This is a genomic window from Lacrimispora sp. 38-1 (assembly GCF_049890855.1).
Taxonomy (GTDB): Bacteria; Bacillota; Clostridia; order Lachnospirales; family Lachnospiraceae; genus Lacrimispora.
The window spans coordinates 23,139-43,255 of record NZ_JBANEW010000058.1; the positions used below are offsets into that span (position 1 = coordinate 23,139).

The 20,117-nt window shown below is 43.9% G+C and carries 18 protein-coding genes; 16 read left to right on the forward strand and 2 right to left on the reverse strand.

Features of this window, described 5'->3' with window-relative positions; genetic code table 11:
* The first annotated feature begins 19 nt into the window (after positions 1–19).
* Together hydG and hydF are read left to right on the forward strand one after the other, a co-directional pair.
* Positions 20–1,435: a [FeFe] hydrogenase H-cluster radical SAM maturase HydG gene (hydG, locus tag V7D18_RS15715; RefSeq protein ID WP_426155477.1), complete on the forward strand. Its 1,416-nt coding sequence runs from the start codon at positions 20–22 to the stop codon at positions 1,433–1,435.
* A gap of 33 nt (positions 1,436–1,468) precedes the next feature.
* The gene (gene hydF, locus V7D18_RS15720; protein WP_426155478.1) at positions 1,469–2,662 is read left to right on the forward strand and encodes a [FeFe] hydrogenase H-cluster maturation GTPase HydF; all 1,194 of its coding nucleotides are present in this window, start codon (positions 1,469–1,471) and stop codon (positions 2,660–2,662) included.
* Between the two features lie 66 nt (positions 2,663–2,728).
* Here the strand turns inward: hydF and V7D18_RS15725 are convergent, their stop codons facing one another.
* Positions 2,729–3,217, reverse strand: a complete 489-nt coding sequence (locus V7D18_RS15725) for a YcxB family protein (RefSeq protein ID WP_426155479.1) — start codon at positions 3,215–3,217, stop codon at positions 2,729–2,731.
* Between the two features lie 245 nt (positions 3,218–3,462).
* On the opposite strand from V7D18_RS15725, the gene V7D18_RS15730 reads away from it, so the two are divergent.
* The 13 genes from V7D18_RS15730 to V7D18_RS15790 all read left to right on the forward strand — a co-directional run bounded on the left by V7D18_RS15730 (position 3,463) and on the right by V7D18_RS15790 (position 18,389).
* Positions 3,463–4,227: an adenosylcobinamide-GDP ribazoletransferase gene (locus V7D18_RS15730; protein ID WP_426155481.1), complete on the forward strand. Its 765-nt coding sequence runs from the start codon at positions 3,463–3,465 to the stop codon at positions 4,225–4,227.
* A gap of 26 nt (positions 4,228–4,253) precedes the next feature.
* On the forward strand, positions 4,254–4,643 hold the full coding sequence (locus tag V7D18_RS15735; RefSeq protein WP_426155483.1) for a bifunctional adenosylcobinamide kinase/adenosylcobinamide-phosphate guanylyltransferase: 390 nt from the start codon (positions 4,254–4,256) through the stop codon (positions 4,641–4,643).
* 20 nt (positions 4,644–4,663) lie between these two features.
* Complete coding sequence (gene cbiB / locus V7D18_RS15740; protein ID WP_426155484.1) at positions 4,664–5,644, forward strand: adenosylcobinamide-phosphate synthase CbiB; 981 nt, start codon at positions 4,664–4,666, stop codon at positions 5,642–5,644.
* Positions 5,645–5,672: 28 nt separating this feature from the next.
* Complete coding sequence (locus V7D18_RS15745; RefSeq protein ID WP_426155486.1) at positions 5,673–6,761, forward strand: pyridoxal phosphate-dependent aminotransferase; 1,089 nt, start codon at positions 5,673–5,675, stop codon at positions 6,759–6,761.
* Between the two features lie 4 nt (positions 6,762–6,765).
* A complete protein-coding gene (locus V7D18_RS15750; RefSeq protein ID WP_426155488.1) occupies positions 6,766–8,313 on the forward strand; it encodes a cobyric acid synthase in 1,548 nt (515 codons plus the stop codon).
* Positions 8,303–8,938, forward strand: coding sequence for a precorrin-8X methylmutase (locus V7D18_RS15755; protein WP_426155490.1), 636 nt, complete (start codon positions 8,303–8,305; stop codon positions 8,936–8,938). The genes V7D18_RS15750 and V7D18_RS15755 overlap by 11 nt, the downstream gene beginning before the upstream one ends.
* Before the next feature lie 29 nt (positions 8,939–8,967).
* Positions 8,968–10,578: a response regulator gene (locus tag V7D18_RS15760; protein ID WP_426155492.1), complete on the forward strand. Its 1,611-nt coding sequence runs from the start codon at positions 8,968–8,970 to the stop codon at positions 10,576–10,578.
* Positions 10,578–12,350: a sensor histidine kinase gene (locus V7D18_RS15765; protein ID WP_426155493.1), complete on the forward strand. Its 1,773-nt coding sequence runs from the start codon at positions 10,578–10,580 to the stop codon at positions 12,348–12,350. Before V7D18_RS15760 ends, V7D18_RS15765 begins: the two co-directional genes overlap by 1 nt.
* Positions 12,347–13,318, forward strand: coding sequence for a substrate-binding domain-containing protein (locus V7D18_RS15770; protein ID WP_426155495.1), 972 nt, complete (start codon positions 12,347–12,349; stop codon positions 13,316–13,318). Before V7D18_RS15765 ends, V7D18_RS15770 begins: the two co-directional genes overlap by 4 nt.
* Before the next feature lie 14 nt (positions 13,319–13,332).
* Complete coding sequence (locus V7D18_RS15775) at positions 13,333–14,355, forward strand: galactose ABC transporter substrate-binding protein (RefSeq protein WP_426155496.1); 1,023 nt, start codon at positions 13,333–13,335, stop codon at positions 14,353–14,355.
* A 194-nt stretch (positions 14,356–14,549) separates the two neighbouring features.
* A complete protein-coding gene (locus tag V7D18_RS15780) occupies positions 14,550–15,677 on the forward strand; it encodes a galactose ABC transporter substrate-binding protein (protein WP_426155498.1) in 1,128 nt (375 codons plus the stop codon).
* A 163-nt stretch (positions 15,678–15,840) separates the two neighbouring features.
* Positions 15,841–17,394 carry a sugar ABC transporter ATP-binding protein gene (locus V7D18_RS15785; protein ID WP_426155500.1) on the forward strand — a complete coding sequence of 518 codons (1,554 nt, stop codon included), beginning with the start codon at positions 15,841–15,843 and terminating at the stop codon, positions 17,392–17,394.
* Entirely contained in the window at positions 17,391–18,389 is a 999-nt protein-coding gene (locus tag V7D18_RS15790; protein WP_426155502.1) for a galactose/methyl galactoside ABC transporter permease MglC, read from the forward strand. The genes V7D18_RS15785 and V7D18_RS15790 overlap by 4 nt, the downstream gene beginning before the upstream one ends.
* A 60-nt stretch (positions 18,390–18,449) precedes the next feature.
* Here the strand turns inward: V7D18_RS15790 and V7D18_RS15795 are convergent, their stop codons facing one another.
* The gene (locus tag V7D18_RS15795) at positions 18,450–18,902 is read right to left on the reverse strand and encodes a CYTH domain-containing protein (RefSeq protein WP_117418157.1); all 453 of its coding nucleotides are present in this window, start codon (positions 18,900–18,902) and stop codon (positions 18,450–18,452) included.
* Between the two features lie 141 nt (positions 18,903–19,043).
* On the opposite strand from V7D18_RS15795, the gene V7D18_RS15800 reads away from it, so the two are divergent.
* Complete coding sequence (locus V7D18_RS15800; protein WP_426155503.1) at positions 19,044–20,117, forward strand: galactose ABC transporter substrate-binding protein; 1,074 nt, start codon at positions 19,044–19,046, stop codon at positions 20,115–20,117.

Consider the following 20,117-nt stretch of genomic DNA (forward strand, 5'->3'; position numbering starts at 1 on the left):
AAAGAAAGGATGAATTACTATGTATGATCCAAAATCGCCAAAAGCGGAAGAATTCATTTCTCATGAAGAAATTCTAAAAACTCTTGATTATGCGGAACAAAACAAAAACAATGTGGAGCTGATTGACCAGATTATTGCAAAAGCCAGAGAATTAAAGGGGCTTACCCACAGGGAGGCTTCGGTTCTTTTAGCCTGTGATATCCCGGAAAAGATCAATGAGCTTTATAATCTGGCAGAGGAAATCAAAAAGAAATTTTACGGAACCCGCATTGTTATGTTCGCACCGCTCTATCTGTCCAATTACTGTGTAAATGGCTGTACCTATTGTCCCTATCATTTAAAAAACAAACATATTGCAAGAAAGAAACTGACTCAGGAAGAACTGGCCAGAGAAGTCGTTGCCCTTCAGGATATGGGACATAAACGGCTTGCACTTGAGGCTGGAGAAGATCCTGTTAACAACCCAATTGAATATATTCTGGAATGCATTGATACCATTTATTCTATCAAGCATAAAAACGGAGCCATCCGCAGAGTGAATGTGAACATAGCAGCTACGACTGTGGAAAATTACCGGAAGTTAAAAGATGCCGGAATCGGAACCTATATTTTATTCCAGGAAACATATCATAAAGAGAGCTATGAAAGCCTGCACCCAACAGGACCAAAGCATGATTATGCTTACCATACAGAGGCCATGGACCGGGCGATGGAAGGCGGTATTGACGATGTAGGAATTGGAGTTTTGTTTGGACTGGAACGTTACAAATATGAATTTGCGGGGCTGTTAATGCATGCGGAGCATTTGGAGGCAGTTCATGGAGTAGGTCCTCATACCATCAGTGTTCCCCGTATTAAAAGTGCGGATGATATTGATCCCAATGCGTTTTCCAATGGCATTGACGACGAGATTTTTGCCAAGCTGTGTGCGCTGATCCGTGTTTGTGTTCCTTATACAGGCATGATTGTATCCACGAGAGAAAGCCAGAGCGTGAGAGAAAAGGTGATCCGTCTTGGCGTGTCACAGATCAGCGGCGGTTCCAGAACCAGTGTGGGCGGTTATGAGGAAGAGGTCCGTCCGACGGATACTGAGCAGTTTGATGTATCGGACCAGAGAACCCTTGATGAGGTGGTGCACTGGCTGATGGATTTAGGATATATCCCCTCCTTCTGTACGGCATGCTACAGAGAAGGCAGGACCGGCGACCGTTTTATGAGCCTGTGTAAAAGCGGTCAGATCCAAAACTGCTGCCAGCCCAATGCACTGATGACATTAAAGGAGTATTTAATGGATTACGCTTCCGAGGAAACACGGAAAGTGGGCGAAGCGTTAATTGCAGCTGAATTAAACAATATCCCTAAAGAGAAGGTACGGCTGATCTGTGAAGATCATCTGGAGAAAATTGAAGCTGGAATCCGGGATTTCCGGTTCTGATACCACACTGACGACATAAAAGAGGAGAGTAACATGGGATTAAATGAGACGCCGTCATCTGAGAGAATTCACATCGGCTTTTTTGGCCGCCGCAATGCAGGAAAATCAAGTGTAGTAAATGCAGTAACCGGACAGGAGCTGTCTGTGGTATCGGATATTAAGGGAACCACAACAGATCCCGTTCATAAATCCATGGAGCTTCTTCCCATGGGACCGGTAGTAATCATCGATACACCAGGATTCGATGATGAAGGCGCCCTGGGTGAGATGCGTGTGCGAAAGACAAAACAGATCTTAAACCGCGTAGACTGTGCAGTACTGGTGGTTGATGGTACGGCAGGGAAAACAGAAGTGGATGAGCAGCTGATCGGATTGTTTAAAGAGAAGAGCATTCCTTACGTAGTCGCTTATAATAAGTCTGATCTTGTGGGGGAAGGAGATTATGAAGACGGTCTTTCTGTCAGTGCCCAGACAGGATTTCGCATTCATGAACTGAAGGAGCGGATCGGAAGTCTTGTCAATACTGGGGATATGAAGATGCAGATCGTAGGGGACTTATTAAAACCCTGTGATCTTGTAATTCTGGTAATTCCCATTGATTCGGCAGCTCCCAAGGGCAGAATCATTCTCCCCCAGCAGCAGACCATGAGAGATATTTTAGAGGCCGGGGCGGTTGCGATATCGGTAAGAGATACCGAATTAAAGCAGACCATTGAAAAGCTTGGAACGAAGCCTTATCTGGTTATAACAGACAGTCAGGCGTTTGAACAGGTGAATAAGGATACGCCGGATGATATTCTGCTGACCTCATTTTCCATTCTGATGGCAAGGTACAAAGGCTTTTTAGAGGATGCCATAAAAGGGGTGGCGGCCATCAGCACTTTAAGGGATGGGGACAAAGTTCTCATATCAGAAGGCTGTACCCATCACAGACAGTGTGATGACATCGGCACGGTGAAACTTCCACGGTGGCTGAAAGAATTTACGGGAAAAGATCTGGTGATTGAGACGTCTTCAGGCAGAGAATTCCCGGAAGAACTTTCCGCCTATCAGCTGATCATTCACTGCGGCAGCTGTATGTTAAATGAAAGGGAGATGGTATATCGCAGAAAAACTGCAGCGGATGCAGGAGTGCCCTTTACCAACTATGGAACTGCCATTGCTTATATGAAGGGAATTTTAAAAAGAAGCTTAGAGGTGCTTCCTGATCTGGAAAAACTGATTTAGGCAGAATAATTGTAAGGCTGCCGCATCAAAGACCCTGGTGTCTGAGAATGCGGCAGCCTGTGTGTTTTAAGCAGTTGTTAAATGAGAGGTTAAAAGCTGTCTGAATGCGCTGATTTCTTTTTCTGATGTAAAAACACGTTTTGGTATTAATGTGTAGGAGCGCTTTTTCTGAATAAGGTAAAAATATTTCTTGTTTTCCCTATAGTGTTTGTAGATATCCCAGGTCATGGTGGAATGCACGGCGTGTGCGTCAAACGTGATTTTATCGTCTTCAAACAGCAGCTTATAAGGATGACGCAATTGTTCATATTCCTTATAAAATATATAAGGCCGGATGATAATGACTGTAATAACCGTAATATTTATAAAATATATTACAAAGGAAAGTATGACGTAAACTTTGGTAAATCCGTATTGATGGAACAAATAGAATGGGATGAGTAAGGAACATACCAGGATAACCAAATCAAATTTGTTAAATACCTTTGTCACGAATAAAAATTTTCTCCAACCGTCTGCATATTCATCTTTTGTATAAGTGAATTCCAATAACATACATTTCCCCCGTTTGTTTCATTGGTCATTTCCTAAATACATTTTCCTTAGTTTTAGGTAAAAGAAGTTATGTAACAGAATTATAAGTTATTGCTTTGTGACTGTCAATAAATAAAATGTTTGAAACTGCACCGGGATCATGATTGGAAATGACATTTACCAATTTTTGTGATATTATATTTTTTAATGACTGCAAAGTGTCAGAACAAAAATGAGAGCTTTAATAATAGAAAGGGGGCAGGACCATGAATCTTCCCGGCAGTATGATGATCGCTTTCTCCATGTATTCCCGGATACCCGTGCCCCAGGTTACGTGGACAAAAGAACGGATGAAATATGCCATGTGCTTTTTTCCACTGATAGGAGCAGTAATTGGTTTGCTGGAGTATGGCGCCTTTCTACTTTTTCGTACTTTGGGATTTCCTTTTTTAGAACAGATCATGCCGGTTATCATCCCTGTGGTGGTTACAGGTGGAATTCATATGGATGGATTGCTTGATGTAATCGATGCAAAATCATCCCACGGCGAAACTGAGAAAAAGCTGGAGATACTCAAAGACCCCCATACAGGGGCATTTGCAATTATAGGTTGTGGTATTTATTTCCTTTTATACCTGGCATTTTTTATGGAAATGAGGCCTGCCATGATCCCGGCCTATTGCCTGTCGTTTATTATAACCAGAGCCTTAAGCGGACTTTCAGTTGTTACCTTCCCTATGGCGAAAAAAAGCGGGCTGGCAGCGGCTTTTTCAGATGGAGCTCATAAAAGAGTGGTTGGAACGGTTATGGTTCTTTACCTTGGAATTTCCTCCCTGGGAGTCTGGAATTTAGCAGGCGCAGGGGCAGCATTGGTCGTTTCTACCATATCGTTTCTGGTGTTTTTGTATTATTACTGCATGTCAAAGCGGGAATTTGGAGGAATCACAGGAGATCTTGCAGGATACTTTCTTCAGATTCTGGAACTGGCTCTTGTAATGGGACTGGCTGTCCTGTCACACATGAAAATATAGGTACCGGCAGGAAGGAATTAATTAATATGAAGCTAATTATCGGCGGAGCATGGCAGGGAAAACTTTCCTATGCCCTGCAGCTTGCAGATATGGAAACGGACGATATAAAACAGGTTGCAGAGGGTGATTCAGACCCTTATCAGGTAGCGATTGAATCCAGAATTATTCACAATTTTCATGAGTATGTCAAAAGACTTCTGAGGGAAGAACAGGATCCGGAAGAATTTATACGAAATATTCTGGAAAATAATCCGGAAGTGATTATTACCATCAATGAGCTTGGCTGCGGGATCGTGCCCGAAGATCCGTTTGACAGGCGGTTCAGGGAAAGTGCCGGCAGAGCGGCAGTGAAACTGGCAAAACACAGCGGGGAAGTATACCGGCTGGTATGCGGAATACCTGCCCGGATTAAATAGAACAGGGAAAAGGAATACTTATGTTTAAATATCATGTAACTGCGGTACTGATTGGCTGCTTTCTGGATGCGTGCTTTGGGGATCCCTTATTTCTGTGGCATCCCGTTTGCGGAATGGGAAACCTGATAAGCTGGCTGGAGAAAAAATTACGGCCTGTTTTCCCGAAAAATGAAACAGGGGAAAGACAGGCAGGCGTATGGCTGGTTGTACTGGTACTTCTTACAACAGGCGGTCTTTCCTTTGCTCTTTTGTCTGTTTTCTACAGCCTTTCCCCCATAGCCGGGCTTGCTGTGGAAAGCATCATGTGTTATCAGATGATGGCCTGGCATTCCTTAAGAAAAGAGAGCATGAAGGTATACCGTGCATTTTTGAAACAGGACACGGAAGATGCGAGGCTGGCAGTATCCATGATTGTGGGCCGGGATACAAAAAATCTTACTGATATCGGTATCACAAAGGCCGCAGTGGAAACAGTGGCGGAGAATACCTCCGATGGCGTGATCGCTCCTTTGATTTTTATGACACTATTTGGAGGAATCGGTGTAGTTCTCTATAAGGCAGTCAACACCATGGATTCCATGGTAGGCTATAAAAATGACCGGTATCTCTGGTTTGGGAGGTGTGCCGCAAAGCTTGATGATCTGGTTAACTTTATTCCGGCCCGGTTATCGGCTCTTTTCATGCTGGCAGCAGGTTTTTTATGCCAGCTGTTTTATGGAAAAAAGTATAATGGGAGCAATGGATTCCGGATCTGGAAACGTGACCGTTTTAACCACAAAAGCCCTAATTCCGCCCAGACCGAATCAGCCTGCGCAGGGATTCTTCAGATTGAGCTGGCTGGAAATGCATGGTATTTTGGAACCTTATATGAAAAGCCTGTCATAGGAGATCCTGTAAGGCTGGTGGAGTATGAAGACATCTTAAGAGCCAACGTACTGATGACAGTTACATACATCCTGGCACTGATCCCCGTTGGAATCCTGCTTTTTATTGTTTTTTAGAAGATACACAGAAATGGGAGAAATAAAAATGGAATATCAGCATGGGGGAGACATTTACACCAATCACGTTACGATGGATTATTCGGCCAACATCAATCCTTTTGGCCTTCCGCAAGGCGTTAAAAAGGCACTTTTGCAGGCAGTTGATGACTGTTCCTGCTATCCGGACAGCCGCTGCGGGAAATTGAGAACAGAGCTTGGAGCATTTCATGGATTTTCGAAAGAGCATATTATCTGCGGCAACGGAGCTGCGGATTTAATCTTTCAGATTGTGCAGGTGATAAGACCCGGACGGGCTCTTTTGATCGCGCCGTCCTTTCTGGAGTACGAACAGGCATTAGAGACTGTTTTTGCGGAGATTGTATGGTATGATTTAATGGAGGCAGACGGGTTTCGTTTATCCGTTAAACGATTAATAGAATGGCTTAAATTAAGCGGTCAGGGAATTGAAATGATGTTTCTGTGCAATCCCAACAATCCAACCGGATTTGCACTTGAAAAAGAAGAGATGAAAGAACTTCTGGATTTTTGCGGGGGAAAAGGAATTTTCTGTGTAGTGGATGAATGCTTTAATGAATTTCTCGATGATCCTGAGGCTTATTCTGTACTTGATGTAATTTCATCAGGCGGATATGACCATGTGTTTGTTTTAAAAGCATTTACAAAAATTTATGCCATGGCAGGACTTCGGCTTGGGTATGGCATATCTGCCGGAGAACAGACCATAGAAGCCATGAACCGGATCAGGCAGCCCTGGAGTGTTTCTTCTCTGGCCCAGGCAGCCGGAGAGGCAGCTCTTGGTGAAAAGGAATATGTAAAAGAAACGAGGCGGCTGATTTCCGGTGAACGAAAATACTTAAAACAGAACCTTAGTGATCTGGGTTTTCTTGTCTTTGATTCCATGGCAAATTATCTGTTTTTTAAAGATACAAGAAAGAAAGCACAGGATGAGGAAAAGCTATTATACAAAGAATTACTCGACCGGCAGGTACTGATCCGGTCCTGTTCCAATTACAGAGGTTTAAACCATACCTATTACCGGATCTGCATAAAGCAGAGAAGAGAAAATGATGCATTTCTTGCAGTATTAAAATCCATACTGACAAAAGGAGAATGAGAGCATGGCAAAGACAATCATGATTCAGGGGACCATGTCCAATGCAGGGAAAAGCCTGATTACGGCAGGGCTGTGCCGGATTTTTAAGCAGGACGGATACCGGGTTGCACCTTTTAAATCCCAGAATATGGCACTTAACTCCTTTATTACAGAGGAAGGACTTGAGATGGGCAGGGCACAGGTTGTGCAGGCTGAGGCCGCAGGCGTAACTCCTTTGGCAGCCATGAATCCGGTACTGTTAAAACCCACCAATGATACCGGTTCCCAGGTAATTGTAAATGGTGTATCCATTGGAAATATGCCTGCGAAAGAGTATTTTGCATATAAAAAGAATCTGGTACCGGAGATAAAAAAAGCATTTGACAAATTGTCAGAGGAATACGACATTATCGTAATTGAAGGCGCAGGAAGTCCTGCAGAGATCAATTTAAAACAGGAAGACATTGTCAATATGGGTATGGCAAAGATGGCAGATGCACCGGTGCTGCTGGTGGGAGACATTGACCGGGGCGGAGTGTTTGCGCAGCTTTACGGCACCGTTATGCTTTTGGAGGCGGAAGAGAGGGCCAGAATCGGCGGTCTGATTGTAAATAAATTCCGCGGGGATAAAACCATTTTAGAACCAGGGCTTGACATGATAAAAGAGCGGCTTCACATACCGGTTGCCGGAGTGGTGCCTTACATGGATGTGGATATTGAAGACGAAGACAGCCTGGGAAACCATCTTAACAAAACCGCAAAGTCAGAGCGGGCCGATGTGGAAATAGCGGTCATCCGTTTTCCGAGAATTTCAAATTTTACGGATTTTTCTGTCTTCTCCACAATCCCTTCTGTGGCTCTTCGCTATGTGGATTCTGTTTCAAGCCTGGGAAACCCGGATCTTGTAATTCTGCCGGGCAGTAAGAATACCATAGAAGATCTTCTCTGGATGCGCCAGAATGGTCTGGAAGCCGGGATATTAAAGCTGGGTTCATCAGGGATTCCGGTATTTGGAATCTGCGGAGGGTTTCAGATGCTTGGGGAACAGTTAAAGGATCCTCTGGCAGTGGAGTCTTCTGCCGGCCGTTCCTCCGTTCGCGGTATGGGACTGCTTCCTGTACGGACTGAGTTCGGAGCAGAAAAAACCAGAACAAGAGTGACCGGTGCCTGCACGGCAGTGGAAGGGATTTTTGAAGATTTATCAGGAATGAATATAGAAGGCTATGAGATTCACATGGGACAGACAGAGCGCGCACTGCCGCCACTGGCCTATGTAATGGAGAGCCAGTCCGGCTCCCATCTGGCGAAAATGGACGGATGTCAGAGAAAGAATGTATACGGAACCTATATTCACGGTTTCTTTGACAGTGAGAACATTGCGGATACCGTTGTAACGGCGCTGAGAAAGAAAAAAGGGCTTGCTTCCCAGCCGGGTACGGCTGTCAGCTATCAGGAATATAAAGAAAAACAGTATGACAGACTGGCAGATCTTTTACGGGAGAGCCTTGATATGGACCGGATTTACAGCCTTATGGGCTTAACGGGTGACAATGGAGGAAAGAATGGAATTTAGGGAACTGGAACGGGTTCGTCCCGAGGAAATTGAGAAAAGAAGCTTTGAAATCATAACACAGGAGCTGGGAGATAAGAAACTGGATCCGGAACAGGAACTGGTAATCAAACGGGTGATTCATACAACGGCAGATTTTGACTATGCCGATCATTTAATATTTTCCCCCCATGCGGTTAAGCTTGGAATAGAGGCATTAAAAGAAGGGATTCCGGTAATCACCGATACGAACATGGGAAAAGCGGGAATCAATAAGAAAGCCCTGGAACGGGCTGGCAGCAGTGTCCACTGCTTTATGGCAGATGATGATGTGGCAGAAGATGCGAAAAACAGGCAGACGACACGGGCTCATGCCAGCATGGATAAGGCGGCCAGACTGTCAAAGGAATGCATTTTTGCAATTGGCAATGCGCCGACTGCCCTGGTACATCTTCATGAGCTGATACAGGAAGGAATGATAAAACCCAGATTAATCATCGGCGTTCCGGTGGGCTTTGTCAATGTGATTCAGTCCAAGGAGATGATTTTATCCCTTTCTGATGTGCCCTATATTGTGGCAAAAGGGAGAAAAGGCGGAAGTAATGTGGCAGCAGCAATCGTAAATGCACTGCTTTATCAGATTTCATAACATCATTGTTTCTTAAAGGGGTAAACAGCATGGATTTATACAGTATTATTTTGGTGGATGACGAAGAGGAAGTCCGTAAAAGCATTATTAAGAAAATTGAATGGCAGTCAGCCGGTTTTAAAGTGGTGGGTGACGCGGAAAACGGGGAAGATGCCATTGAAAAAATTGAAGTTTTAGAACCGGATGTGGTTTTGACGGATATCCGGATGCCTTATATGGATGGACTTGCACTGGCAGAAAAGATCCGGCAGCGCTACCCCTCCATGAAGGTAGTTATTTTTTCCGGATACGATGATTTTGAATATGCCCAGAAAGCAATCAAATTAAACGTGACTGAATACATTTTAAAGCCTGTAAATGTAGAGGAGCTTACTTCCATTTTAAAGAAAATCAAAAACAATCTTGACCGGGAAATTGAAGAAAAGCGTAATATAAGCCGGCTCAGGGAAAACTACAGGAAGAGCCTTCCTGTCTTCCGGGAACAGTTTTTTAATGATCTGGTACACAAGAATCTTTCCAATGAAATTGCGGAGCAGAAGCTGAAAGAATATGATATTCCAATTGCCGGTGCGTGGAAATGGATTATCGCGGCGGTGGCTGTGGAAAGAGGGGAAGTGGGCGACACTCTGACCCTTCATAGTGAAGAGGAACTGATTCCGGTTTCCGTTATGCAGATTATCAGGGAAAAACTGGAAGGGTATTGCAGATTTGCACTGTTTCAGTCTGTTTTAGAGGCTGAGATGGTTGCAGTGATAGCTCTAGATGAGGATTCCATCACCGGTCTGATCGACGTGCTTGGAGATATCTGTAAGGAAACAAAGAGAATTCTGGAGGTTCCCGTTACCATAGGGATCGGCCACAGCTGTGAGGAATTATCCAATATCCCATACGCTTATCAGTCGGCAATTGACGCTCTTGGATATAAGGCGATTGCAGGAAAGGGAAGTACCATCTACATCAATGACATGGAGCCGGTAGCAAGCGGGAAACTGGAGTTTGACAGCGTCTCAGAAGCGGATCTTATATCAGCGGTAAAATTTGGGCCCGATGAAAAGATTGAAGCAGCCGTGACACAGATTATACAGAAGATGGAATCTGCGAAAGTACACTTCAGACAGCAGCAGGTATATATGTTTGGGGTGCTGAACAGTGTGATACAGATGGTACAGCAGTACGATCTTGATCTGGAGGAAATCATGGGCGGAGATTTAGAGTCCATGACAGTCTTTGACAAGATACAAAAAGGAGAATTCGGATCCTGGCTTTATAAGGCTGCACAGAAAATCAACCAGGCAATTAATCAGGAACGTGATCTTACCACAAGACAGGTGATTCAGGAAGCGAGACAGTATATTATGGATCATTATCAGAATCCGGATTTATCCGTGGAAATGATCTGCCACCATCTGCATATGAGCCCTGCTTATTTTTCCACCCTGTTTAAAAAGGAGACCGGACAGGCTTACATCGCCTATCTGACCGATCTGCGTTTAAATAAAGCAGTGGAACTGTTAAATAAAACAGAAGATAAAACCTATGTCATTGCGGCAAAGGTAGGATATCAGGAACAAAATTATTTCAGTTATGTTTTTAAAAAGAAATTTGGTGTATCACCAACTAAATTTCGCGGAGTGAGGTAATGGAAAAAAAGAATAACAGCATCCGTTATACAATTTTCGTATATTTTACCATAACGGCACTTGCCGCAGGCCTGCTGATTACCCTGTCCCTATACCAGCGCCTTTCCTCCCAGGTCGCAGAGGTGGTTCAGGAGGAAAATCAGAGCCTGATTAATCAGGTGGCGAGATCTGTGGAATCCTATTTGCGGACAGTCATGAAGCTTTCCGACTCCCTTTATTATGGGGCTGTGAAAAATGCGGACCTTTCATCCCAGTCCATTAATAATGAGATCACCCTGCTGTATGACAACAATAAGGATAATGTGGACAATATTGCCCTTTTTACCCAGGACGGAGCAATGGTGGAATCCGTCCCTGCGGCAAGGCTGAAAAGCAGTCTTGATGTAACGGGCGAGAAATGGTTCGCCAATGCTCTGGAAAAAACGGAAAACCAGCATTTTTCCGATCCACACGTCCAGTATATATTTGAAAACAATGAAAACCAGTACCGGTGGGTGATTTCCTTATCCAGGGCAGTGGAACTTACGGAAGGAACATCTACCACCCAGGGAGTCCTGCTGGTGGATTTAAGCTATTCCAGTCTGGAACATTTATTTGACGGAGTCACCACAGGGAAGGGAGGCTATGTCTACTTAATTGCCAGTGACGGCGAGATTCTTTATCACCCCAGAATACAGCTCATTGATTCAGGGCGGATGAAGGAAAATAACAAAATCGCCTCCGGCTATAAGGATGGAATCCACCGGGAGGTTTTTGAGGGAAGAAGCAGAATTATAACGGTGAAATCCGTTGGCTATACAGGCTGGAAGATTGTGGGGGTTACTCCCAAAAGTGTGTTTTCCCTAAATACCATTAAAACCAGGCTTTTTATAGTGTTCATGATTACTCTCATATTGTTTATACTTGTACTGATCAACTCCTATATCTCATCTCGTATAACAAATCCAATCAAGGAGTTGGAAAAATCCGTAGGAATCCTGGAAGAAGGGGATTTGGAGACGGCAGTTTCCATCGGAGGTTCTTATGAAATTCAGCATTTGGGTAATTCCATTAAAAATATGGCGATCCAGATCCGTGTCCTCATGGATGATATTGTAACGGAACACGAAGCCAAACGGAAACAGGAATTTGACACCCTGCAATCACAGATCAATCCCCATTTCTTATATAACACTCTGGACATAATTGTCTGGATGATTGAAAATGAGCAGAAGAACGAAGCGGTTAAGGCAGTGACGGCACTGGCACGTTTTTTTCGGATCAGCTTAAGCAAAGGGAAAAGCATCATCACAGTCCGGGATGAACTGGAACATGTGAGAAGCTATTTAATGATCCAGCATATGCGTTTTAAAAATAAATTTTCCTATGAAATTCAGGCAGAGGAAGAATGCATGGAATTGACCAGTTTAAAACTGATTCTGCAGCCGCTGGTGGAAAACGCCATCTATCATGGCATGGAATTCATGGATGGAGAGGGGGAGATTCAATTATCGGTGATGCGAAAGGGAGAAGATCTTATTTTCAGGGTTTCCGACAATGGTCTGGGTATGACAGAGGATCAGGTACAAAGTCTCTTTTCCAATGAGGTGCATGTCACCTCTACAAAGGGATCCGGAATCGGAGTGAAGAATGTAAATGAAAGAATCAAGCTTTATTTTGGAGAGAGATACGGTCTTACCATTGATTCGGAGCCTGATGAGGGGACAACCATCACCATTCTCCTTCCGGCGGTCCCCTATGATTCTGTCTTAGAAAGGGAGAAACGTTCATGACAAAACAGGAAAAAATTTTGTGGGTTCTTTTACCGGTGGTGCTTGTGATTCTGTTTCTTTTATCTTCCACAGATTTGATTATTAAGGAAAAGAAGACCGAAATCTACCCCATTTCCGTCATTATCAGCGATACCTCCGATGATTATTTTAGCAATTTCAGAAAAGGTGTTGATAAGGCAGCAGAAGAATACAATGTTGATGTTAGTTTTCTTACACTCTATGAAAAGGGAGACCAGGATCAGCAGCTGGAACTTGTGAAACGGGAAATTAATGACGGAGCGTTAGCTGTCGTTTTAGTTCCGGTAAAGCCGGAAGAATGCGCCAGAAAGATGGATGACATGGTTTTAAACTGTCCGGCTGTTATTGTGGGCAATTTAATTCCAAACGAGAGAGTAAAAAGCGGAATAGCCCCTGATTTCGAAGAAGAAGGGCGGATGCTTGGCCAGGCAATTGCCAGGGAAAACTCTCCTGGTAAGCCGGTATGGATCTTTATGGATGGGATAGACTATGGTTACAACCGGGAGATTTATTCAGGAGCAGAAAATGAATTAAAGAATGCCGGTTTTACAGTGAAAATATATAAAAAAACCATGGAAGAGACATTTCAAAAGGCAATAGAGGGGCTGGTTTATCCAGGCGGCGAAAAAGTAATTATAGCGGCAATCGATACGAAAAGTCTTGATGAAACAGCGGAAATTATTGCAGGGAGTCCGGTTTATGGCAGTTACGTGGACGGTCTTTACGGGGTAGGAAGTACCACCAGACTTTTGACAGATTTAGATAACGGGGTGATAAAAGGGCTGGTGGTAAGCGACCAGTTTGATGCGGGGTACAGAAGCATTGAAAAGGCGGTTGAGTCGGTCCACAGAGGATTTGAGAAAGAACAGATTGTACTGGATTCTTATTATATCCGAAGAGAAGATTTAAGAGAGAGCAAATTTGAAAAAATCTTATATCCGATTGACTGAATGGGGGAAAAGAAATGAAAAAAAAATATGGAGTGCTGGCAGCGTTTATTCTTTTATTTGTTGTTATTCTGGGATTCTTTTATCAGAATTACAAGTCCGGAAAAAAGGAGGCGAACAAGGCGGTTCGCATCGGAGTGACTTTATACAGGGGAGACGATTCATTTATTAATACCTTAAGGGGAAAACTGGAAGAACAGGCGAAGGAATATGAAAAGGATACCGGGATTAAGGTTGTTATGGAAATCGTGGATGCAAAGGGGAACCAGAATACCCAGAACAGCCAGGTAGACCGTTTTATTTCTCTGGGGTATGATGCAATCTGTGTCAACATGGTAGACCGTTCAGCTGCATCAAATATTATCGGGAAAGCAATGGATGCAGATCTGCCGGTTGTATTTTTTAACAGAGAGCCGGTGGAAGAGGACATGCGGCGCTGGGAGAAGCTTTATTATGTTGGGGAAAATGCGAAAGAATCCGCCACGCTTCAGGGGAATATGCTGGTGGATGCTTACAGGGATGACCCCTCTTCTCTTGACTTAAACGGAGACGGTAAGGTGAGCTATGTCCTTTTGGAAGGGGAGAGCAGCCATCAGGATTCTCTCATCAGAACCGAGTGGTCCATTCAGACTTTAAAGGATGGAGGCGTGCCGTTAGAAAAGATCACAGGCGCTATCGCAAACTGGGACAGAAGCCAGGCATCTGCCTGGATGGATCAATGGCTGACCCAGTATCCGGATGAAATTGAGGTGGTGATCTGCAACAACGACGATATGGCTCTGGGAGCAGCAGATGCCATTGAGCGGAAAGGAAGTGCCAAACCGGTCAAGGTGGTTGGGATTGACGGAACTCCCCAGGGAGTTGAAGGAGTAAGGGAAGGAAAAATATTTGGAACGGTACAATGTGACAGTGATGAGTATGCCGGAGTGATCTTTAAAATTGCGGCAGCGGAGTCTCTTGGTAAAAATGTACAGGAAACAGTGGAATTAAGCAGGGATAAGTATTATGAATGCAGACAGAATACCCTAACTGCCAAATAGAAAAATGGAAAAACTGGCATTTATCAATAAAAAACTATAAAAAAATTGAGTAAATCATGAAAAATCTAAAAAATTCGATACATATACCAAGAAAATTATATGGAATAGTGCACAAAATAAAGCTATAATGTGCTTGTCGATGAGGTAAAAGTACTAATCGAACACAATTATATAATGATAAGGGAGGATTTATCATGAGATTACTCAAAAAAGTAGTAGCAGTAGGTCTCGCTTCAGCAATGGTATTTTCCATGGCAGGATGCGGTTCCAGCTCAAAGGCCACAACAGCTGCATCTGAGGCAGCAACCACTGCAGCAGAAACAAAGAAGGAGGATACCAGCGCAGCAGAAACAACTGCAGCAGCCGTAAAGGATGCAGTAGGCGGGGATTTAGCTGACAAGAAAGTTGGTATTTCCATTTACAAATTCGATGATAACTTCATGACACTTTATCGTACAGAGCTTCAGCGCTACTTAACAGAAGATCTGGGCTTTAAGAAAGATAATGTGGTAATTCAGGATGGTAAGGGCGATCAGGCTGAACAGACCAACCAGATCCAGAACTTTATTACCCAGAAATATGACGTACTTATTTTAAATCTTGTTCAGGCTTCATCAGCTCCTGAAATCACAAATATGTGTAAAGATGCAGGAATCCCTGTTGTTTTCATTAACCGTGAGCCAGATCCCGAAGAAGAGCAGAGATGGAAAGATGAAAAGATCAATGCAACTTATGTAGGATGTGATGCAAGACAGTCCGGAACCTATCAGGGAGAAGAAATTCTTGAAACATCCAACAAGGGTGATATCAACGGAGACGGCGTTGTAAACTACATCATGATCCAGGGTGACCCGGAAAACGTAGATGCACAGTACAGAACAGAATTCTCTGTAAAAGCACTGACTGACAAAGGCGTAAAAGTAAAAGAACTCTTAAAACAGCGTGGTGACTGGGATCAGGCAAAAGCACAGCAGATTGCCCAGGATGCTCTGACACAGTACGGCGATCAGATCGAAGTAATCTTCTGCAACAACGATGCTATGGCACTTGGTGCACTTCAGGCAATCGAAGCAGCAGGACGTACCGTAAACAAAGACATCTATTTAGTAGGTGTTGATGCTTTAACAGAAGCTGTTCAGAACGTTATTGATGACAAACAGACCGGTACCGTATTTAATGATCATTTCTCTCAGGCTCAGACAGCAAGCGATATGGCTGTTAAGTTCTTAAAGGGTGAATCAGTTGACAACGTTAACATGGTAGACTATATCAAGGTTACCAAGGACAATGCCCAGGATACTCTTGATAAATTAAAAAAATAATCTCCAGCAGCCCAAATAGCGGGTGTGTCGGTAAGGCACACCCGATTTTTAAAGGTTAGAGGTATCCCTTTATGTCCGGAAAAACGGACGAATTAATGAAATACCTTAACAGGTATCCCTTTATGTCCTGAGAAACGGACGAATTAATGAAAGGAGAAGCGGGATGGCAGAGAATTACAGACTGGAAATGGTTGGAATCAGCAAATCCTTCCCTGGCGTCAAAGCGCTCGATAAAATCAATTTAAAAGTACGTCCCGGTACCGTTCACGCTCTGATGGGAGAGAACGGAGCAGGTAAGTCAACACTGATGAAATGCCTGTTTGGCATATACAAGATGGATGAAGGTGAGGTTCTGATTGATGGTGCGAAGGTGAGTATTGCCAATCCGGATGATGCACTTCATAAAGGCCTTGCAATGGTACACCAGGAACTTCAGCCGGTACCGGCTCGCTCTATTGCAGAGAATATGTATCTTGGACGGTTTCCAATATATAAAATAGGACCGCTTAAAGTAATTGATCATAAAACCATGAATGCAGAAGCAGAAAAATGGTTAAAAGATGTAAAAATGACGTTCAATCCCAAAGCGAAACTTGGGACCTTATCAATCGGACAAATGCAGTCAGTAGAAATTGCAAAGGCAGTCAGCCAGAATGCAAAACTGGTGATTCTGGATGAACCTACTTCATCACTGACTGATAATGAGGTAGAAGCACTGTTCCGTATCATCAGGGACTTAAAGTCCCGCGGAGTTTCTATGATATATATCAGCCATAAAATGGCGGAAATCAGACAGATTGCAGATGACATCACCATCATGCGGGATGGAACTTACGTTGGTTCATGGGAAGTAGCAGATATCACTGATGAAGAGATTGTAAAACAGATGGTAGGAAGAGAACTGGGAAATGTTTACCCTCCAAAGGATGATTACCGGACGGATGAAACCGTTTTGAAGGTAAGCCATTTAAGCAGTATCCATGAACGTTCCTTTCAGGACTGCTCCTTTGAACTGAAAAAAGGAGAGATTCTGGGATTTGGAGGTCTGGTAGGAGCCCAGAGAACCGAGCTTATGGAAGCAATCTTCGGAATGAGGAATATTTCCGGAGGAGAAGTTGAGGTCCTTGGAAAGAAAGTTGAGATTAAATGCCCAAAGGATGCCATTGGTGATTCCGTCGGAATGATTACGGAGGACCGCAGAGGTAACGGAATCTTCGGATGCTTAAGTATTTCTGACAATACAGCCATTGCTTCTTACCGCAACTATACAACAGCGGGAGTCATTCAAAAAAAGAAAGTAGCATCTGTTGTGAAGGACAGCATCGCAAAGCTGAGCATTAAAACTCCAAATGACAGGACTCAGATCCAGTCACTTTCCGGAGGAAATCAGCAGAAAGTGATTATTGCCAGATGGCTGGCAAGCAATCCTGAAATTTTAATCATGGATGAGCCGACCAGAGGTATCGATGTAGGTGCAAAGTATGAGATTTATCAGATTATGATTGACCTTGTAAAACAGGGCAAATCCATCATCATGATATCTTCTGAAATGCCGGAGTTAATCGGTATGTCAAACCGGATTATCGTTATGTGCGGCGGACGAATCACAGGAGAAGTAGAGGATAGTGAGGCAACCCAGGAGAAAATCATGGCATTTGCCACTAAATTCGACATAAACAAAACGGAAAATAATTCCAAACAGGAGGTTAAGTCATGACAGCTAAGAAGATAAATTTGAAGGATTTCCTTATAAATAATGGAATCATCGTTGTCCTCGTCCTGCTTGCCATTTTTACGGCAATTAAGCAACCATCATTCGGATCATTTGACAATCTAAAAAATATTGCCTTAAATGTGGCACCTCGTTTTATCATTGCCTGCGGTGTATCAGGCTGCCTGATTACCAGAGGTACAGACCTTTCAGCGGGACGTATCGTAGGACTTTCCGCCTGTCTGGCAGGTACACTTTTACAGAAACCGGGCTACAGCGGTAAATTTTTCCCCAATCTTCCGGACTTTGGAATCTGGTGGGTGTTTGTAGTGCTTCTGATCTGTATCTTAGTTGCTGCATTCTTCGGTCTGATCAATGGTCTGGTGATTTCCTATCTGCAGGTTCCTGCTTTCATCGGAACTCTGGGTATGCAGCTGATTGTATACGGTGCCTGTCTTGTTTATACCAATGCAACACCAATCGGCGGTTACCGTCCTGCCTATACGGAGGTGGCAAAAGGAAGACTGTTCGGTTTCATACCTTACCTGTTTTTGATTGCCCTTGCTGTAGGACTTGTGATCTGGTTCGTTTATAACAAGACTCCTCATGGAAAATACATGTACGCCATTGGCGGAAATGAGCAGGCAGCTGAAGTTTCCGGTGTTAACACCAAAAAGACAAAGATTATTATCTATGTGACTGCTGCTGCACTTTACGCACTGGGCGGTTTCCTGGTAGGAGCAAAATCCGGCGGATCTTCCGTTAATATGGGTATGGGCTGGGAGCTGGAAGCAATTGCCGCATGTACCATCGGAGGTGTGTCAGTAAACGGAGGTATCGGTAAGGTATCCGGTGTTTTAATCGGTGTTCTTGTTTTTGAAATCTTAAAAACATGTCTCCAGTATTTGGGAGTCAACACCAACTATCAGTACATTGCACAGGGTATCGTTATTGTAGTTGCGATTGCTCTTGATATCAGAAAATATATTGCAAAAAAATAAATACTTACTTAAAAAGCGCCCTTTCCGGTTATTCTGCCGGACAGGGTGCTTTTTAAAGTATTAAGGCAGCTGGCTGAGCCGGCTGTTCTGGTATTCGCCTGATAAGGTGACATCTTTTCCGAACCAGGAAGGCGGTGTAAAGGCGTGAGCTTCCTCCAGACTGTCAAATTCAACCTCAGCCAGCATTAACCCCTCATAGCGGCCTTCAAAGACATCCAGCTCTATGGTCAGATGCCCGGAATGCTCCACAGGGATTAAATATCTCTTTTTTGTAAGAATGCAGCCGTCCGTTTTACTGATTAAATGACGGTAGGAGTCTTCATTTAAGGGAAGGTTGTATTCTTCTCTTGCCAGAAGCCCTTTGGATTTATAGGTCAGTATATAGGTCTCATCCTCTTTGCGGACCCGGACAACGGGATCCGTTGATAAATATCCCTGTTCAATGAGATGATGGGGAAATGATTCATAATTTTCCGGCGGACTGGTAACCAGATATTTGCGCTCGATTTCCATGAAAAAAACCTCCTGATTCCAAGTATTATACTGTAAAACAGGGTTAGTATACCACAATAGGATAAAAAATAGAAGATAGTGGCAAAAAGAAGAAAAACGTGGTAATATGGAAAATACAGTAAAAATCAGGAGATTAAAAATATGAATTGCTTGATAAGGCGGACCGCCTTCTTTTTTCTGGTACTGGCAGCAGTACTGGCAGCGGTGCCTGCGGCAGGCTGCGCAGGAAAAAGCAGCCAGTCAAAACCTGCGGAAAGTTCGGATAAAGAAGCCGGTACAGAGGGAATTGAAGCAGAAGAAGGACCAAAGATCGGAATAAGCATTTACCGCTATGATGATACATTTATGAAGCTGTACCGGTCCGAATTGAAACAGTATCTGGAAGAGACCTATCATGCCCAGGTGATCATGCGCAATGCAGGAGGAGACCAGAACGAACAGGACCGGCAGATCAGGGAATTTATAGACAGCAAGTGTGCAGGGATTATCATAAATCCGGTGGAGGCTTCGGCAGTGGGAAGAATTGCAGATACTTCCAGCCAGGCAGGCGTTCCTCTGGTCTTCATCAACAGCGAGCCGGATGAGTCAGAGAGAAACCGGTGGAAGAACCAGCACATGGCAGTTTCCAGCGTGGAGACGGATTCTAAGCAGGCAGGAACCTATCAGGGGGAGATTATTCTTGAGAACCCGGGAAAGGGTGACAGGAACCGTGATGGTATCCTTTCTTATGTGATGATAAAGGGGGAGGCAGGCAGTGATGCCGCCCGATACCGGACGGAATATTCCATAAAGGCTTTAACGGATGCCGGAGTAAAATCGGAAGAGCTGTTTTCCGGTACCGGCAACTGGAACAGGGAAGAAGGAAAAAAGCTGGCTGCACAGGCTTTATCAACATATGGACCCAGAATTGATGTGATATTTAGCAACAACGATGCCATGGCAAATGGAGCGCTGGAAGCGGTGGAAGAAGCCGGTATGACGCCTGGAAAAGATATTTATCTGGTGGGGGTTGATGCGCTCCAGGAAACAGTGGGCTATATAAAGGAAGGAAAGATTGCAGGAACGGTTTTAAATGACCATCAGGGCCAGTCAAAGACTGCTGCTGACACACTGATCCGGCTGATTCAGGGGGAAGATGCGGAGACGAGATATCTGGTGGATTATATAAAGGTTACGATGAACAGTACATTTCATAATTGGAAAGGAGACGATTAA